We start from the raw sequence: 16,782 nt of genomic DNA, 5'->3' as shown, positions 1-16,782 counted from the left end.
CCCGACGCGGTTCTTGACGCTTCTACAAGCAATCGACTACTGTGCCGAGGGCCGACGCGATCACTGAGCAAGGCCTGAAGCCGATCTGCGCTGGCGCTGAGACGGACACATGGCAGGACCGAGCGAACACAGCTTGGAGAAGATGCGGAAGTTCGTGAAGGGGTTCGCCGAAAAGAGCGGCACCACCTTTCACCCGAATCCCGCGGTGACGGACGCCGTCGTGAACGGTCTGGCGGCGCACGTCGATGAGCTCGGAAAGCCGCTCTGCCCTTGCAACTTCTACCAAGACAAGCAGGCCGAGGCCAAGCTCCGGCGCTGGATCTGCGCCTGCGACGAGATGCAGATCTACAAGTATTGCCACTGCCTTCTGTTCGTTCGAGAGGACGGCCTGCCGATCACCGAATACCTCCCGGACGACCACGAAGGCCGGCAGATCTACGGCCTGGTCCCCGACCCTACCCCCGACAAAGGCCGCGCCCTCCGCCATCGGGCGAAATCCGATTCGCCCGGAAGCGATCCGTGAGCCGGGTGACCTGTTCGTGGCAGTACGATTCCGGCCGTCTGGCTCCACCCTCCTCCGCCTTGTGGTCCTCTTCATCACCCTGACGCTGGCAGAGCATGCCTTGGGCACTATGGCGGCAATCGATCCCAGCTCCTTGCCGGTGGTCAGCGATCTCGCCCGACGCTTGCACCGACACGTCGAGTTCCTCGCGGCCCCCGAATTGCGTGGGCGGAAGCCGGGGACACCCGGGCACCGCAAAGCGGCCGAATACATCATGGCGCAATTCGCAGAAATCGGCCTCGAGTCGCTGCCGTCGCTCCATGGTTACGGGCAACCGGTCTCCCCGGACCTGGGGGACAATCTAATCGGCCTCCGCCGGGCGGGCATGGAATCCGCCGCGCCTCGCTGGATCCTGCTGGGGGCCCACTACGACCATTTGGGCGGCCCTTACCTGGGCGCGGACGACAACGCCTCCGCCGTCGCGATCCTCCTGGAGACGGCGCGGCGGCTGCCCGCGCTCCGGCACCATCCGGTGCTCTTCGTCGCGTTCAATACCGAGGAGGCCCCCTATCTTCGAACCGGGAAGATGGGATCCCGGCACTTCGTCTCGCACCTGCCTCCGGAGATCGGCTCGCCCTCCGCGTTCCATGCGATCATCGTGATGGACCTGATGGGCGGGGTGCATTGGGGACCTCTCGCCCAGACGATCTTTGCCGCCGGGGCGGAGAAAAGTCCCGGCCTGTACCGACAGGTGATGGAAGCCGCCTCATCTCCGGCGCTCAGTGTCCGAGCCGCCTCAGCGGGCCCCAGGCTCTCCGTGCGCCCGGTCGGGCTGCATCTCGTCGAAGAGATCCCGCTCGTCGGGCAGACGCCGTTCAGCGACTACGACGCGTTTCGCAACGCCGGGGTTCCGTTCGTCTTTCTATCCGCCGGCCGAACGCCGCGTTATCACCGGCCGACCGACCTCCCCGGGACGCTCCATTATGAGCGGATGGCCGCCACGGTCGAATGGCTCGCGCACCTGTTGCAGGCACTCGACGACGATCCCGGTCCTTATGGGTTCGAAGACCGCCGGATCGAATGGGCCGACGAGGTCGAGACGTTCCGGCCGCTGGTCGCGCAGGCCGCCGACGAAGCGACGGCGATCCCGGGCACCTCACGCCTCTCCTTGTGGAAGCTACGGCAGGATGATCGGTGGCTGCGGACGGTGAACATCACCCACCCGACCTCGGATGACATCAAGCGGCTGGAGCGTCTCTCGATCCGAATGCAGTGTCTACTCGCCGATTTCCCCGGCTGCTTCTTGTTCTGACAGCCGTATCAATTCCAATCCCATTTCCCATTTTCACCTCTTCACCCATCCCTCTACCCCATATCCCCTACCCCTACTCACCACTACTCCCAACCCACCGGCTCATACCCCTTCTCTCGCAGGCATCGATTCACGAAGTTGATGTACGCCTGACCGGGATGCGGGCGCCGGAACAGGCCGCTCAGCAGTCCCCAGGTGGCTCCCGTTGCGGCGCCGATCGCCGACCCGCTCCCGGCTGCCCCGCTGATCGCCCCGCCGACCGCCCCACTCGCTGCCCCGACCCCGGCTCCAACCGCCGTGCTGCCCGCCACTTGACCGGCCTTGCTCTCGCCCGGACGGGCCCCCGCCGCTTCCGCCATCTGCCGGCAGTCTTTGATGTCCTGCTCAGCCGCCTCCTTTCCGACCCGCTCGAGGTGGGCATTTGGATAGAGCACCGGCTTGGGTCCGCCGCAGCCGGCCATCGCCACGGCCGGGAGAAGGATCCACATCAGCCACCGGATGCCTCGCACGCGTCGCATCATGTCATCGCTCCTTCTCTCCGCCGCTCGTGAGCCGCGCGGTCACTTCTTTGGCGTGCACGCCGATGAGTTTGATCCGTTTTCGCCGTCCCGTCTGTCCGGCGAGCAGGGTGACGCGCCGCAGGGGAACACCCAAGCGCTCGCTCAGGAAGCGACGGACGGCTTCGTTCGCCGCTCCTTCGACCGGCGGCGCGGCGATGCGGATCTTCACGGCGTCGCCATGGAGGCCCGCATACTCGGAGCGGGCCGCATTGGGCTGGACGTGAACGGTCAGGATGACGCCGTCGGGGGTCTGGTGAATGGGTGACGGGGACGGAGCCGGCACAGCCGCCTGGTTCAGCCGAAGATCGCCTTGGCGAGCTCTTGGATGCTCCGCTGCATGTCGGCGTCGTCGGTGATCGGACGGGCGATCGCGGCATCGCAGGCGGCCACCGGCGGAACGCCGTTCCGAATGAGCGCGCCGGCATAGATGAGCAGGCGGGTGCTCACGCCTTCTTCGAGCCCATGGTTACGCAGGTTCCGCACCTTCTCGCCGAGCTTGACCAGACGACGCGCCGTGTCCTCGTCGACCCCGGCTTCATGCCGGATGATCCGGATCTCGGTGTCGTCAGGCGGGTAGCCGAATTCGATCGCCATGAATCGCTGCTTGGTGCTCTGCTTCAGATCCTTGAGCACGCTCTGGTAACCGGGGTTGTAGGAGATGACGAGCAGGAACTCATCGACGGCGGGGAGCACCTGCCCCTTCTTTTCGATTGGGAGCAGCCGTCGGTCGTCGGTCAGGGGGTGAATGATCACCGTCGTGTCTTTGCGCGCCTCGACGATTTCATCGAGATAGACGATGGCGCCGTGCTTCACGCCCAACGTCAACGGACCGTCCACCCAGACGGTCTCGCCGCCCTTCAGCAGATACCGGCCGACGAGGTCCGAGGCGGTGAGGTCTTCATGGCACGCGACCGTGATGAGAGGCCGACCAAGCCGGTACGCCATGTACTGGACGAACCGGGTCTTGCCGCATCCGGTCGGCCCTTTGAGCATGACCGGCATTCGGCTCTCGGCGGCGACCAGAAACAGGCCGACCTCACCGCTCACCTCGGCATAGTACGGCTCCCGCTCGATCCGGTACCGGTCGATCTCCAGTTCCTGGCCTTTGTGCACGGCCTCCGGCATGGACCACGAATAACCGAAACATGCGTGAAATAGCAAGGGCGCGAAGCAAGGGCCGCGCCGGAGCACTGCTCCTCGGGCATCACGGCCCGCCGGCGCTCGGGCTACGGACCGTCGAGGACTTCGCGCACTTTCCGGACCAGCGCCGTCGGCGTGAACGGCTTTTGCAGGAACGCCGTCCCTTCCTGTCTGACGCCGTGGTGGACGATGGCGTCGTCGGTATAGCCGGACATGAACATCACCTTGAGCTGAGGCCGCTCGTGCAGGAGACGTTCGGCGACTTCCGTGCCGCTCATCTGAGGCATGACGACATCCGTGATCAGAAGATGGATCGGCCCGAGATACTGGCTGCCGGTCAAGAGAGCTTCCACGCCATGGCGCGCCTCGAGCACCTGGTACCCCTGCTGCCGCAAGACGTCACACGCCAGCGCCCGGATCGCCGGCTCATCTTCCACGAGCAACAGGGTCTCGGTGCCGGGTTGAACCGCCCCCCCGAGGCCCGGTCCCTCGGGCCGCGGGTCGGCCTCCCGGACGCGGGGGAAGAACATCGAGAGGGTCGTGCCGCGACCGGGAGCGGTGTCCACGACGATCTCCCCGCCGCTTTGCTTGACGATCCCGTAGACCGTCGACAAGCCCAACCCCGTCCCTTTCCCATGCTCCTTGGTGGTGAAGAACGGCTCGAACATGTGGCTGCGGGTGTACTCGTCCATGCCGCACCCCGTGTCGCTGACCACCAGCTCCACATAGGCACCGGGCGGGAGGTTCACGGGACGCCAGGCGGACCCGTCGGCAAACTCGACGTCGTGCGTCTCGATGACCAGCCGGCCGCCTTTGGGCATGGCGTCCCGGGCGTTGATCGCGACGTTCACGATGACCTGTTCGATCTGCCCCGGATCGACCTGAATCCGTCCGAGCGACGGTTCGAGGGTGACGATGAGATTCACGTCCTCCCCGATGAGGCGTTGCAACATCTTTTCCAGGTTGACGATGATGCCGTTGAGATCGAGCAGCTTCGGCTGAACGACCTGCCGGCGGCTGAAGGCGAGCAACTGACTGGTGAGCGCGGCCGCACGGTCGCCCGCCTGGCGGATCTCCTCCAGTTCGGCCCGCAACGGCTCATCGTCCTTCACGTGGGCCAACGCGACCTGGGTGTAGCCGGTGATGACGGTAAGGAGATTGTTGAAGTCATGCGCGATCCCGCCGGCCAGCCGGCCGATCGCCTCCATTTTCTGCGATTGGCGGAGCTGCTCCTCCAACTGCTTGCGCTCGATCAGATGCCCGACCTGGCTGCCGATCGTCGCCATGAGAGCCAAGACGTGCGCGTCCGGGGGCCGTTTGTCGCGGCTGAAAAACTCCATGACTCCTTCGACCGCGCCGCCCACGAGGATCGGAAACGCCGCCGCCGCGTGCAGGCCGACCTGTTGGGCCATCGGGACGCGCGGAAAGTTCGCGTCGCTCGGGATGTCGGAGATCCACGCCGGTTGGGCCGTCTCCCAGACCCGGCCGGGCAACCCGACGCCGCGCTGAAAGGTCCGCTCCCGACTGGCCGCTTCAAACGGGGCCATGCCGGCATGGGGCGCGGCCCAGCTTTCCAGGCACCGGAGGACGGACGCGTGGCGATCGAGGACCCATAGGACGCCGAGCGACCAACCGAGCGGCTCGGAGATGGTTTCGAGGATCAGGGGGGCCGTTTGCTGGAGGGTCGAGGCTTCGGCCAGCACCCGGCTGATCGCGTGCTGGACACGGAGCCGCTGCTCGGCCTGCTTCTGCTCACTGATGTCGGTGAACGAGACGACCACGGCGAACGGCATCTGCTCTTCGGTGTGGGTCAGCGGACGGCAGTTCATGGAGATCCAGCGCACGCCGCCCGTCTGAGTCTGAACGCCCATGACGACGTTGGAGCACGGCTGCCCGGTCGCCAGCGTGACGACCACCGGGAATGCGTCGATCGGGAACGGCGAGCGGTCTTCGCGCACCATCTGCCGGGCGGCCTCCCGGATACTGTGCCCGAGCAGCACCTCGGCGCCTCGGCCGAGCATCCGCTCCGCGCTGGTATTGCACGCCTGGATGCCGCCCTTCGCATCGACGAGCATCACCCCCTCGTTGAGCGCGGTCACGACGGATCGATACCGCTCCTCATTCTCCCGGAGCTGCATCTCGGCAAGCTTGCGCTCGGTGACGTCCCGCACGAACGCGTTGAGCGTGGAGACCTCTCCGACGCGCGCGCGGGAAATCGACAATTCGATCGGAAATTCGGTTCCATCCCGCCGGCACGCCGTCATCTCGACGCGGCGGGTCTCGCCGGCCCGCTCGCCGGCGTGGACGATCTGGCGCATTTCCTCTTCGTATGCCTCGCGACCCGGCGGCGGGATGATCATCGACCCGAGCGACAGCCCGACCGCCTCGTGCCGCCTCCACCCGAACATCGTCTCCGCCTGCGCATTCCAGTCGGTGATGCGTCCCGCTTCATCCATGACGATCACGGCGTCCAGGGCGGTTTCAATGATCATTCGGGTACGGGCCTCGCTTTCCCGCCGGGCCGCCTCCGCGGCACGCGCCCGCGCCGTCTCCAGTTGGGTCTGCGCCCACTCCCGGTGCAGCCGGCCGGTCGCCCACAGCAGCACGATCAACATCGGCGTCCAGATCACGGCTCCCGCGATCCCGATGTTGATGAGGACCATCCGAACAGGGGCGAGAATGTCGCGGCGGTCCATGCGAACCAAGATCGTCCAGTCGGGTCCGCGGAAGGTCCCTTCGCCCTGCGTCCGGGCATAGCCCGTGACGACCCGAACATGGCGCCGCGCATGCTGCTCCTCGACGTATCCCGGCTCACCGGACTCGCTCAAGCGGGCGGAGGGGAGGCCCAGCTCCTTCAGATTGATCCCGCCCTTGTGGTCCAGGTCGGAATCGACGAAGATCTCGCCCGTACCGGTCAGGAACTCGTATTCGATGTTCGGAAGGAGCCCGGGCCTGGATTTGATGCCTCGCAGGGTCTGCGTCACCACCTGCTCCAAGGTTACGGTCGCCACGCGCGCGGTCACGACCCCGGCGAACTCGCCGCGGGGCCCCGTAATCGGGGCGGTGAACGCCACGCTGTCGAACCCGCCCACCTTCGTGCAGCCCCACGTCTCCGACATAGACCTGCCCCGTGGCCCGAACCTCGGTGAACCAGGGATCGGCGCTATGGTCCCGCCCGATCATGGTCGACTCGGTGGACCCGATCAGGACGCCTCGATCGTCCGTCACCGCCAACCAGGAGTAGACCGGGGCGTAGGCCTCCTTCATCGATTGCAGGTACGTCTCGAGGTAGGCGCGATCATGCAGACGACCTTTGAAGGCTCGGGCCATCATCAGCATGTCGCCATACCGCTCGAACACGAGCCAATCGACCTTGTCGGCGATCTCGGCGGCCGCCAGCGTGAGGTTGTGGCCAGTCGCGGCGACCAAGCGGCCTTCCACGTAATGAAGGACGAGGCTCCCGATGACGAGCGCCACGAGCGTCATCGTGACGATGAGGATCGGTAACCGAAAGTAGGGACGGCGAGCGGGTGCAGGGAGCGAAGGCTGTGACGCCTGCAGGTGCGACATCGAGGGCGGGCTCAGGATGACCAGACCGGCATAGTACTCCCTTCGCCGATGTCAGTCAAAAACCTACGCGTGACGGGGAAGCCTCGCTTCCGTCGCAATGAAGCTGGGTACCAGGCGTTCCGGACGGTAGGCGAGCTTGCTCCGCCGCAGCGACGCCAGCCCCGAGTCGTCCATCGTGTTGACCCAGGTCGCGCCCTGCTCGGCCGCCTCTTCGCAGAAACGGCGAAACAGGAACTGGGCCAGGCCGGGAATCGTGCGGTCGGCGATCTCGAGCGCGATGCAAAACACGCCCGGACTGCACGCGTATCCGAACGTGTAGGCGACCACCCGGTTCTCGATCGTAATGATGCGTCCGACGAGACCCAAGTCGTCGTGATGGTGGAGCGCCTCTTCGTGCGCCGACCGGGCATCCTCGAGGAGCGCGGCGGCGAGCCCATCGACCCGGCGGTTGTCCTTCTGAGACGTCCAGCGCCGATAGAGATCGAGGCAGGCTCGGGCCAGGGCCCTGGTGTACGGGCGATACTCGAACCGCTGCTCGCGCACGAAGCGGTTGCAGAGCGCACGCTGCGACTTGTACCGGTCGCCGTGCAACGTCACCAGGTTCCGGACGTCATAGAGATAGTCCGGATCCTTGGGAGACAGCCGATACCCCAGCGCCTCCAGGTCGGCGGTCCATTGCTCGGGCACGTTCTCGATCCGGCTCACCGCGGTCCCACGATTCCATTCCCGCATGACGGCGAAGGCATGGGCGGCGGCGGGCGCCAGGGGAGCGTCGCCGAGCGGAGGGAGCGGCATGAACAGCCCATCCTGATACTCGGCAAAGAGACACAACCGCCCCTCGAGCTCGGCCCATCGGTACGTGAACAGCGAGCGCCACAGCAGATGGGTCGGGAGCGCGAACGCCGCCAATGGCGTCGGAACCTCGGACAAAGCGGTCGTGAAGCACGGGGCGTCCGCAGGCGTCAATGGGCGCAGCCCCGAGGACGAGGCCGAGGCGGGCGAGGGCATCGTCGGTGCCGAACGGAGCCGTGCCGTCAGCCGAGGAAGGGAACGCAGCACGACGACATCCTCTTGGAAGGGACCGATCAGCCGGGGATGGGCCGCGAGCGGCTCGATCATCTCCTCGCGTTCCAGCCGTGCCGCGACCCGTTCGGCGTACTGCTCGAGCGTCTCGCCGCTCCTCCCTGCCGCCCCGGGCATCGTCTCGTCTCCGGCTTCATCGCCGCGCGCGCCCCCTCGCTCCGCCAGGAAGGGGCACTTGGCGTCCCATCCAAGCAGGACCTCGGCGCCGTCGCTCGACCACATCAGCGCCAGCGGATAGAGCTGACAGTCCAGAGGCCGCGCGTCATAGATCCGGCATTGTGATGCCTCCGGATCGAAGGCCGGGCAGAGAAAGCCCTCGCCCGACGGGTGCGGGACGAGCTCGATCTGGCCGCCCCGGGGGTTCGGAAACATGCCCGAGGGAACGCCCCGAGCCACCGCCCCCCGGATCTCCTCCTCGGTGAAATAGGGACGGAGAAAGCTGTCGGCCTCCGGGAAATGGCAGCAGACGGGGCACTCGAGACAGGCACGCGACGGGACGTGCTGCGGGAACGGGCCGTCGAGCTGCACGAGCGGGAGTTCGGTCGCCATGGCGTCTCTCCCGGTATCTTACGTGGCGCGCCTCGATCGGCACAATGCTCCCGCGGCACGCAGCACGCGGTCCTCTTGTCTCGTCGCAAATCGCCGTGCTACGATCGAGTCAAATCAATGCTCGAGACGCCCCAGCAAGCTCCCGCTGTACCATCCGGCATGGATTCTGTTCGACCAACCCGTTTTGGCATGCGCGGCATTCGGTCCGTGCCGACTTCGTAGGGTAGGGTGTTGGCACTCGCGCCCGACCTCTCCAACGACCCCCGTGTGATCAGCCCCACCGAGCGTTGCCGCACCATCCGGCAGGCGTTGATCGCGGCTGGGGTCTATGACACCCCGGAAGCCGAGGCGCCCTCGGGCGCACACGCCACCACCTGGCGCATCGCCCCCGACCCTTTGCTCCTGTCGTCGGAGGAGTTGGCCTTCTTCCAAACCCTCGGGCAGGACCTCCTGTCCTTCTCGCGTGCGCTCAATACCCTCTACTTCGAGAGCGTGCGGGGCGTCCAGCCGCCCTGGGCGGCCGCCTACCTGGATCAAGGCAAACCCGAGTCGCTGGTCGCTTACAGCCGGATGAAGCGTTTCCGCGACCTTGTCCCGGGCGTCATCCGTCCGGACATCATTCCCACCGATCACGGCATGGTCATCACCGAGCTCGACTCGGTGCCCGGCGGGATCGGACTGACCGGCGCTCTGGCGCAGGCCTACTCGGGCCCGGCCTCTGGCGGCCGCGGGAGTCCCATGGTCGGCGGAACGGACGGGATCGTGCAAGGCTTCGCGCGCATGATCCAAGACGTGGCCGCGTCTCGGCCCGGCTGCGTCGCGATCGTCGTCTCGGAGGAGGCCAAGGAGTATCGCCCCGAAATGACCTGGCTCGCCGCTCGACTCGAGAGTCTCGGGCTGCAGGCTTACTGCGTCGGCCCGCGGGACGTCCGGTTCACCGAGGAAGGGCTCTGGCTCACCGTGGAGGGACATGAGCACCGCATCGCGGTCGTGTACCGCTTCTTCGAGCTGTTCGACCTCAAGAACATTCCGAAAGCGGAGCTCATCATGTACAGCGCGAAGAAGGGGCACGTCGCGGTGACGCCCCCGTTCAAACCGGCGCTCGAGGAAAAGTTGGCGTTCGCGCTGCTGCACCATCCTCGGCTGGCTGGGTATTGGGAGGCGTCCCTCGGGGAGCGGACCTTTGCCGATTTGAGACGGTTGATGCCGCGGACCTGGGTGCTCGACCCCCGCCCGATCCCTCCGACGGCCGTCATCCCGGGCCTGAGCATCGGCGGCCGGCCGGCCGCCGACTGGCGCGAGCTCGCCGCTCTCTCCCAGAAGGAACGGCGTTACGTCGTCAAGCCGTCGGGCTTCTCCGAGTTGGCCTGGGGGAGCCGCGGCGTCTCCGTCGGCCACGACCTGCCCCAACCCGAGTGGGCCGCCGCGATCGATGCCGCCTTGACGGCATTCCCGGCGTCCCCCTACATTGTGCAGGAGTTTCACAAAGGCCGGCAGTTCGATCTGACGTATCACGACCCCGAGCGTGACGAGATGATCGCCATGCCGGGGCGTGCCCGGCTCTCGCCCTACTACTTCGTCATTCAAGGGAAGGCCGAGCTCGCGGGGATTCTCGCCACGGTGTGCTCGCTCGACAAGAAAGTGATCCACGGCATGCGGGACGCCGTCATGGTGCCTTGCGCGATTCGAGACAGTGATGAACGATGAGCGATGAACGATGAGTACGACACGAGGGACCGTGACTTTTCCAACGGTTCCATTCATCACTCATCACTCTACACTCAGCACTCGTCGGTAAGATGACCCTCTACCACGTCCATTGGTGCCCGGAATGTGCGCTCGTGCGCGAGAAGCTCGCGGCGTTGCGCGTCGCCTATGAGGACGTCGTCGTGCCCGATGTTCGGCCGTTGCGGCGCCAGGTATTCGACGTCTCCGGTCAGTACTACGTCCCGGTGCTCAAAGACGGTGACACGGTCTTGACCGAGACCCGCGACATTCTCGCGTACCTCGAGGAACGCTATGGAAAGCCCGCGGGTGGGAATGGCGGGGCGGGACGGCGCCGGCGGGAGGACGAGGGGCCCTGCTGTTCCTTGTGATCCGCCGCACGCGGCCGGACCCGACGGACCGGTTCTTTGCCAGGGGTGAGTGATGGAAGACTGGAGACGCATCCTCGCTGACAGTATCGTCAAGCCTAAGGATCTCGCCGAACATTTGGGGGTCGATCCGCGCGAGATCGAAGCGGTGGTCGGCAATTATCCCATGCGGATCACGCCGACCGTGTTGGCGACGATCAAAGAAAAGGGCGACGCCATCTGGAAGCAGGTCGTGCCGGATGCCGTGGAATTGGACGACCTCGACGCCGAGGACGATCCGCTGGAAGAAGACGTGATGAGCCCGGTCCCCCACCTCGTTCATCGGTACCCGGACCGCGTGCTGTTGATGGTGACCAATCAGTGCCCCATCTACTGCCGCTTCTGCACCCGGAAACGGCTGGTCGGCAAACCCGGCTTCCTCAAGAAGGGCGAGTTGGACCGCGCCATCGCCTATCTCCGGGAGCACACGGAAGTGCGGGACGTCATCCTCTCCGGCGGAGACCCCCTGCTGCTCCCGGACTCCCTGCTGGAACGGGTGCTCAAAGCCTTGCGGAGCATCCCGCACATCGAGCTGATTCGGATCGGCACGCGCGTGCCGGGATCGTTGCCGGAGCGGATCACCCCGAGGCTCTGCGAGCTGCTGAAGAAGTACCATCCGCTCTACATGAACCTGCATTTCAACCACCCGGACGAGCTGACGCCCGCCGTCAAGGCGGCGTGCGGCCTGCTCGCCGACGCGGGCGTACCGCTGGGCGCGCAGACCGTGCTGCTCAAGGGCGTCAATGACGACCCCGCGGTGATGAAGCGGCTGGTCCATCAACTCTTGCTCGCGCGCGTCAAGCCGTACTACCTCTACCAAGCCGACCTGACGAAGGGGACCAATCATTTCCGGACCACCGTCGAAACCGGCATGGCGATCATCCGGGAGCTGCAAGGCCACACGAGCGGCATGGGGGTCCCGCATTTCGTCATCGACGCCCCCGGGGGTGGAGGCAAGATTCCGGTCCTGCCGCAAGACTACCTCGTGCACTTGGATGAGGACGGGGCCGTCCTGAAAAACTACGAGCAGAAGACGTACCACTACCCGCAGCCTCAAAAGAACGGCCGGCGTGAGCTGCCGATGGTCGGCGCCCCGAGCTCCGGCTGTGGGAACGGCGTGTTCGATGAGGCCTGACACAGGGCCGGTGCTGCATGCCAGCTTCCGCCTCCTCATTTTGAATTGGTCTCAGGCCGTCATTTCATCTATCATGCTCCTCTCATGCGCCTCCCCGACCGTGGGCGCCCGCTCGGTGACGGCATGACGGACCGACTCTACACCCTGTTCCCGGAGCTCGAACGCGACCTGCAGAGCCTGGCGTTCACCACCGGAATCCTGCCCTCGCAGAAGATCCGCGAGCTCATCGACCACGGGCGCATCGCCGCGGCCACGCCGATCGACGAAGAGCAGATCCAGCCGTCGAGCATCGACCTCAGGCTCGGACCGGTCGCGTATCGGATGCAGGCCAGCTTCCTTCCGGGGCCCAACGCCCAGGTCGAGACGAAGCTGACGGACCTGGTCATGACGAAGATCGACCTCACCAGGCCGACCGTCTTCGAGAAGGGGTGCGTCTACCTGGTGCCGTTGATGGAGCGCTTGGCCTTGCCGCACGACACGTCCGCCAAGGCCAACCCGAAGAGCACGACGGGGCGTCTCGACGTGTTCACCCGGTTGATCTGTGACGGCGGCACCGAGTTCGAACGCGTCCCGGCGGGGTACAAGGGCACGCTGTACGCGGAGGTGGTCCCCCGGACTTTCACGGTGATCGTGCAGGAAGGGGTCAAGCTCAACCAGTTGCGGTTCGTCCGCGGGTCCCCTCCTCCGACGGAGGCCAGCCACAAGAAGCTCGACGCCGAGGAGCGGCTGGTCTACGTGGACCACGACTTGCCGCAGGAAGCGCAGATCAACGGCGGGCTCATGGTCTCGTTGAATCTGCAGCCGGACAAGAGCAGCGCGGTCATCGGCTATCGCGCCAAGCAGAATACGCCGGCGATCGATCTCCTCAAGCGCGACTACTACGACCCCGACGACTTCTGGGATCCGCTCGAAGCGCCGCGCAACCGCCGCATCATCCTGAACCCCAATGACTTCTACATCCTGTTGTCGAAGGAACGGGTGCGCATTCCGCCCGGCTACGCCGCCGAAATGGTGGCCTACGACCCCTCCATGGGCGAGTTCCGGATCCACTATGCCGGCTTTTTCGACCCCGGGTTCGGCTACGGGGCGAGCGACATCAAGGGCACCCACGCCGTTCTCGAAGTCCGGTCGCACGAGGTCCCGTTCCTCGTCGAGGACGGCCAGGTCGTCGGCCGCCTCATCTACGAGCGTCTATTGGCCCAATCGGATAAGGTGTACGGGCTGGGCATCGGCTCGTCCTACCAAGGACAGGGGTTGGCGTTGAGCAAGCAGTTCAAGCGCGCCCGGCCCGTGGCGGGCCTGTGAGCGATCGGATGATCGGCAAGGACGACCAGCCAGGACGGGACGCGCCGGGGCACGACGCCTCCTCCGGGTCCCACGAAGACCGCCAATTCAACGTCGCGATGATGTTCGTCGGCGTCGCGATGATGTTCGTCGGGTTCCTCGACGTCTTCTTGTCGATCAGCGGCGGCTTCGAGCTGGCGGGCGTCATTCCCCTCCTCCTCTATTTCGCCGGGCTCGCGCTGTGGGCGCAGGCGACGATCGGCAATCCCACCCTGCGCTATCTGGTCGTCGGGACGGCGATCGTGCTCGCCCTCGCCATCTTCCACTACGGCGAAGTGCTGTTTTGGCACAAGCAGGCGGTGTTCTGGGGGACCATTGCCATGGTCGTCTTCTTCATGTTCAAGACCGCCCCGCCCAGTCGATAGGGCTGAGTCACGAGTGCTGAGGACCGACGACCTCAGCGAGCCGACTTCTTCTGCTCAGCACTTCGCACTCAGCGCGTCAACCCCATGCGCGTCAGCGTCATCATTCCCACTCTGAACGAAGAACGGCTGATCGTCGACACGCTGGCACGAACCACGCGATCGGACGTGAGTGAAATCATCGTCGTCGACGGCGGGTCATCGGATTGCACCCAGGCTCTGGTGAAAGAGACCGCGCGGAGACTCGGCTCCACTCATCCGATTCACCTTCTCACTTCCCCAGCGGGTCGCGCGCGTCAGATGAACGTGGGCGCCGCGGCGAGCCACGGAGAGATCCTGCTGTTCCTCCACGCCGACACGAGGCTACCGGAAGGCGCAATCGCGGCCGTCACGCGAGCGTGCGGCGACCAGGGATGCATCGGAGGCCGTTTCGACGTGCAGTTCGACACTCGCCGGGGGTTGGCGCCCGTGATCGCCGCCTTGATGAACTGGCGATCCCGATGGACCGGCATCTCCACCGGCGACCAGGCGCTCTTCGTTCGTCGCGACGTCTTCGCGCGGCTGGACGGCTTTCCTGATGTTCCGCTGATGGAGGACGTGGAGCTCACCAGACGGCTCAAACAGCACGGCCGGCTTGCGGCGCTGCGGCTTCGGGTCGTCACGTCTTCTCGCCGATGGCAGCAGTGCGGACCCATTCGTACCATTGTGTTGATGTGGGCACTGCGCGCGCTGTATTGGTGTGGGGCAAGCCCGGAGCGCTTGGCGCGGCTCTACGCCGAGGTTCGGTGATGGGAACCAAGCCGTCGACGACCACGGCTCAACTTCCCACCCGCTCCTCCGCCGCGCTGATCATCTTCGCCAAGGCGCCGGTCCCCGGTCAGGTCAAGACCCGGCTCTGCCCGCCGCTGACGCCCGACGAGTCGGCGAGCTTGCACGGTACCTTTGTGCTCGATGTCCTCGAACGAAGCGCGGCCGCGGCCGGGCGCGGGCTGCCGAAGGGTGCGTCCCCGCGGTTTTCCCGGATCGTCGCGTGCGCCCCGGCCTCGACGCACGTGTTTTTCAAGGTCCTCCAGGAACGCCACGGCGTCCACCTCATCGACCAGGTCGGCCCGGACCTGGGCGCCAGGATGCACCGCGCCTTCGTCGAGGCCTTCGACCGGGGCCATCGGCCCGTCGTCGTCGTCGGGACGGACGTGCCGACGCTTCCCGAGACCCGCTACACCGAAGCCTTTGCCGCCCTCTCCGATCACGATCTCGTGCTCGGGCCCGCGCTGGACGGCGGATACTACCTGATCGGGCTCACCCGACCGGTTCCCGAGCTGTTTCGTGACGTCGCCTGGTCTACCTCGGAGGTCTGTCGCCGCACGGAGGAGAAGGCCCGCGCGCTGGGATTCCGCATCGCCCTCTTGCCCGGCATGCGGGACATCGATACGATTCAAGACCTGGAGGCGACCATCGCGGCGTGCGGCCTGGACACGCCGGGGCGAACCAAAGCGGCCGCGCCGCTCGTCTCCGCGCGGACCGCCGGTGCGCTGCGGCTGATTGCCTCACGGCTGAAGGAGCGACGTTCATCTCGAGGAGAAGGGTGATCCATGACTGAGCAGGTGGCAGTGATCACGGGGGGAGCCAAGGGGATCGGTCGAGCGATCGCGCTCGACCTCGGGCGGCAAGGCTGGTCGGTGGCCGTCACGTACCGGACCAGCGAGAAAGAGGGCGCCGAGACCGCCCAGGCCGTCACCACCGCCGGAGGTCGAGGCTTGGCGATCCGATGCGACGTCTCGGATCCGGCCGCGGCACGGGCGTTGATCGAGCGGGTCGAGCAGACCTGGGGGCGGATCGACGCGGTGATCCACGGCGCAGGCCCCTACCATCGCCGGAACTTGTTCGAGGAGACGGCGGAAGGCTGGAACGAGATGTTCGCGAACAATCTCCATCCCGTGTTCTACGTGACGCAGGCGGCCGCCCCCGGGATGAAGGCGCGGAAGTCCGGGCGGATCATCACCTTCAGCATGGCGAACGCCGACCAGATGATCGCGCAGCCCGAGATCACCGCGCACTACATCGCCAAGGCCGGCGTCTTGATCCTCACCCGCACGCTTGCCAAGCTGCTCGCCCCCCACGGCATCACGGTCAACGCCATCTCCCCGGGCTTCATCGACAGCGGGAGCGCGCCACCGGAAGAGCTCGCGCCCATGGCCAAACGCATCCCCGCCGGGACGATCGGAACCGTGCAGGATACCGTAGCGGCCGTGCGGTTTCTGCTCTCCCCCGAGGCGCAATACGTCAACGGAACGAACATTCACGTGAGCGGTGCGTGGGGAATCTAGCGGACGCCGAGGTCATCAGCCCGCCTGTCCGAAGACCTTTTTCAACAGCGGCTCCAGCTCGCCCTTCTTCTCCATCGGCTCCAGGATGTCGGTGTCGCCGTAGAAGGTGCCGTTGATGAAGACCTTCGGGAGCGTGGGCCAATTCGTCATTTTCGTCAGGGCCTCCCGCTTCGCGGGATTCGGGAGCACGTCGATGATCTCGTACGGATACCCGTACTTGTCGAAGAACTGCATCGTCTCGCGGGTGAACCCGCACATCGGCATCGTCTTGGTGCCCTTGCCATAAATCAGGATCTTGTGCGCCTTGATCTCCCTCTGAATCTCTTCCTCGATTGGAGTCGCCATGCTTTCCTCCCCTTTGAGAGCCGTGCGACGCGTCTCACGGACGCAGGCCATCGCTCGCTGCGCTCGATCCCCACGGAGCGTATCGCCGGACGATCGAATGCTCCCCTCGGTCATGGGTATGGACGGACGTCGCCTCAGCTTCCGTCGCGTGTTTCCGCCTTCAGCTCCAGCGCATGGATCCGGCCGTCTTTCATGGGCTCGTCGAGCGCCTGGTAGATCATCCGATGCCGGTCCAGCAGGTTCTTGCCCTTGAAGAGATCCGAGACGACCCGGACCGACAGGTGGTCCATCGTCCCGGTGCGATCCGTCACCGTCACTTCGGCGTCAGGCAGCGCGCGCTTGAGGTAGCTCGTCAGCACGTCCGTGGTGATCACGATCCCTCCCGCGCATTACGATAGCGTACTGCTTCCGAGAAAGGCAA

Annotated in this window: 18 protein-coding genes; 11 read left to right on the top strand and 7 right to left on the bottom strand. The window is 65.8% G+C overall.

Features of this window, described 5'->3' with window-relative positions:
• The first annotated feature begins 109 nt into the window (after positions 1-109).
• Entirely contained in the window at positions 110-523 is a 414-nt protein-coding gene (locus ACWHYV_RS03245; RefSeq protein ID WP_447979224.1) for a ferredoxin-thioredoxin reductase catalytic domain-containing protein, read from the top strand.
• A 16-nt stretch (positions 524-539) separates the two neighbouring features.
• Positions 540-1,814 carry a M28 family metallopeptidase gene (locus ACWHYV_RS03240; protein ID WP_447979223.1) on the top strand — a complete coding sequence of 425 codons (1,275 nt, stop codon included), beginning with the start codon at positions 540-542 and terminating at the stop codon, positions 1,812-1,814.
• 83 nt (positions 1,815-1,897) lie between these two features.
• Here ACWHYV_RS03240 and ACWHYV_RS03235 read toward each other — a convergent pair whose 3' ends face one another.
• The 4 genes from ACWHYV_RS03235 to ACWHYV_RS03220 all read right to left on the bottom strand — a co-directional run bounded on the left by ACWHYV_RS03235 (position 1,898) and on the right by ACWHYV_RS03220 (position 6,633).
• The gene (locus ACWHYV_RS03235; protein WP_447979222.1) at positions 1,898-2,335 is read right to left on the bottom strand and encodes a glycine zipper family protein; all 438 of its coding nucleotides are present in this window, start codon (positions 2,333-2,335) and stop codon (positions 1,898-1,900) included.
• A gap of 1 nt (position 2,336) precedes the next feature.
• Complete coding sequence (locus ACWHYV_RS03230) at positions 2,337-2,657, bottom strand: DUF167 domain-containing protein (protein WP_447979221.1); 321 nt, start codon at positions 2,655-2,657, stop codon at positions 2,337-2,339.
• A gap of 11 nt (positions 2,658-2,668) precedes the next feature.
• Positions 2,669-3,499, bottom strand: coding sequence for an AAA family ATPase (locus tag ACWHYV_RS03225; protein WP_447979220.1), 831 nt, complete (start codon positions 3,497-3,499; stop codon positions 2,669-2,671).
• Between the two features lie 101 nt (positions 3,500-3,600).
• Positions 3,601-6,633 (bottom strand): PAS domain S-box protein, encoded by a 3,033-nt coding sequence (locus ACWHYV_RS03220; protein ID WP_447979219.1) that lies wholly within the window; start codon positions 6,631-6,633, stop codon positions 3,601-3,603.
• A 181-nt stretch (positions 6,634-6,814) separates the two neighbouring features.
• Here ACWHYV_RS03220 and ACWHYV_RS03215 point away from each other — a divergent pair, with 181 nt between their 5' ends.
• The gene (locus tag ACWHYV_RS03215) at positions 6,815-7,021 is read left to right on the top strand and encodes a hypothetical protein (RefSeq protein WP_447979218.1); all 207 of its coding nucleotides are present in this window, start codon (positions 6,815-6,817) and stop codon (positions 7,019-7,021) included.
• Between the two features lie 126 nt (positions 7,022-7,147).
• On the opposite strand, the gene ACWHYV_RS03210 is transcribed toward ACWHYV_RS03215, so the two are convergent.
• Entirely contained in the window at positions 7,148-8,716 is a 1,569-nt protein-coding gene (locus tag ACWHYV_RS03210; RefSeq protein ID WP_447979217.1) for a phosphatidylglycerol lysyltransferase domain-containing protein, read from the bottom strand.
• Between the two features lie 228 nt (positions 8,717-8,944).
• Here ACWHYV_RS03210 and ACWHYV_RS03205 point away from each other — a divergent pair, with 228 nt between their 5' ends.
• The 8 genes from ACWHYV_RS03205 to ACWHYV_RS03170 all read left to right on the top strand — a co-directional run bounded on the left by ACWHYV_RS03205 (position 8,945) and on the right by ACWHYV_RS03170 (position 16,016).
• The gene (locus ACWHYV_RS03205; protein WP_447979216.1) at positions 8,945-10,423 is read left to right on the top strand and encodes a hypothetical protein; all 1,479 of its coding nucleotides are present in this window, start codon (positions 8,945-8,947) and stop codon (positions 10,421-10,423) included.
• 92 nt (positions 10,424-10,515) lie between these two features.
• A complete protein-coding gene (locus ACWHYV_RS03200; protein WP_447979215.1) occupies positions 10,516-10,812 on the top strand; it encodes a glutathione S-transferase N-terminal domain-containing protein in 297 nt (98 codons plus the stop codon).
• Positions 10,813-10,864: 52 nt separating this feature from the next.
• Complete coding sequence (locus ACWHYV_RS03195; protein ID WP_447979214.1) at positions 10,865-11,983, top strand: KamA family radical SAM protein; 1,119 nt, start codon at positions 10,865-10,867, stop codon at positions 11,981-11,983.
• A 123-nt stretch (positions 11,984-12,106) separates the two neighbouring features.
• On the top strand, positions 12,107-13,288 hold the full coding sequence (locus tag ACWHYV_RS03190) for a 2'-deoxycytidine 5'-triphosphate deaminase (RefSeq protein ID WP_447979213.1): 1,182 nt from the start codon (positions 12,107-12,109) through the stop codon (positions 13,286-13,288).
• Positions 13,285-13,692 (top strand): hypothetical protein, encoded by a 408-nt coding sequence (locus ACWHYV_RS03185; RefSeq protein WP_447979212.1) that lies wholly within the window; start codon positions 13,285-13,287, stop codon positions 13,690-13,692. Before ACWHYV_RS03190 ends, ACWHYV_RS03185 begins: the two co-directional genes overlap by 4 nt.
• Positions 13,693-13,776: 84 nt before the next feature.
• On the top strand, positions 13,777-14,478 hold the full coding sequence (locus tag ACWHYV_RS03180) for a TIGR04283 family arsenosugar biosynthesis glycosyltransferase (RefSeq protein WP_447979211.1): 702 nt from the start codon (positions 13,777-13,779) through the stop codon (positions 14,476-14,478).
• Entirely contained in the window at positions 14,478-15,278 is an 801-nt protein-coding gene (locus tag ACWHYV_RS03175) for a TIGR04282 family arsenosugar biosynthesis glycosyltransferase (RefSeq protein ID WP_447979210.1), read from the top strand. The genes ACWHYV_RS03180 and ACWHYV_RS03175 overlap by 1 nt, the downstream gene beginning before the upstream one ends.
• 3 nt (positions 15,279-15,281) lie before the next feature.
• Positions 15,282-16,016, top strand: coding sequence for an SDR family NAD(P)-dependent oxidoreductase (locus ACWHYV_RS03170; RefSeq protein WP_447979209.1), 735 nt, complete (start codon positions 15,282-15,284; stop codon positions 16,014-16,016).
• 15 nt (positions 16,017-16,031) lie between these two features.
• Here ACWHYV_RS03170 and ACWHYV_RS03165 read toward each other — a convergent pair whose 3' ends face one another.
• Complete coding sequence (locus ACWHYV_RS03165) at positions 16,032-16,361, bottom strand: glutaredoxin family protein (RefSeq protein WP_447979208.1); 330 nt, start codon at positions 16,359-16,361, stop codon at positions 16,032-16,034.
• Positions 16,362-16,495: 134 nt separating this feature from the next.
• The gene (locus ACWHYV_RS03160) at positions 16,496-16,735 is read right to left on the bottom strand and encodes a BolA/IbaG family iron-sulfur metabolism protein (RefSeq protein WP_447979207.1); all 240 of its coding nucleotides are present in this window, start codon (positions 16,733-16,735) and stop codon (positions 16,496-16,498) included.
• Between the last annotated feature and the right edge of the window lie 47 nt (positions 16,736-16,782).

Source organism: Candidatus Nitrospira bockiana (assembly GCF_965152565.1).
Note: the sequence above shows the minus strand (reverse complement) of the source record. Positions and strands in the feature narration are given on the sequence as shown.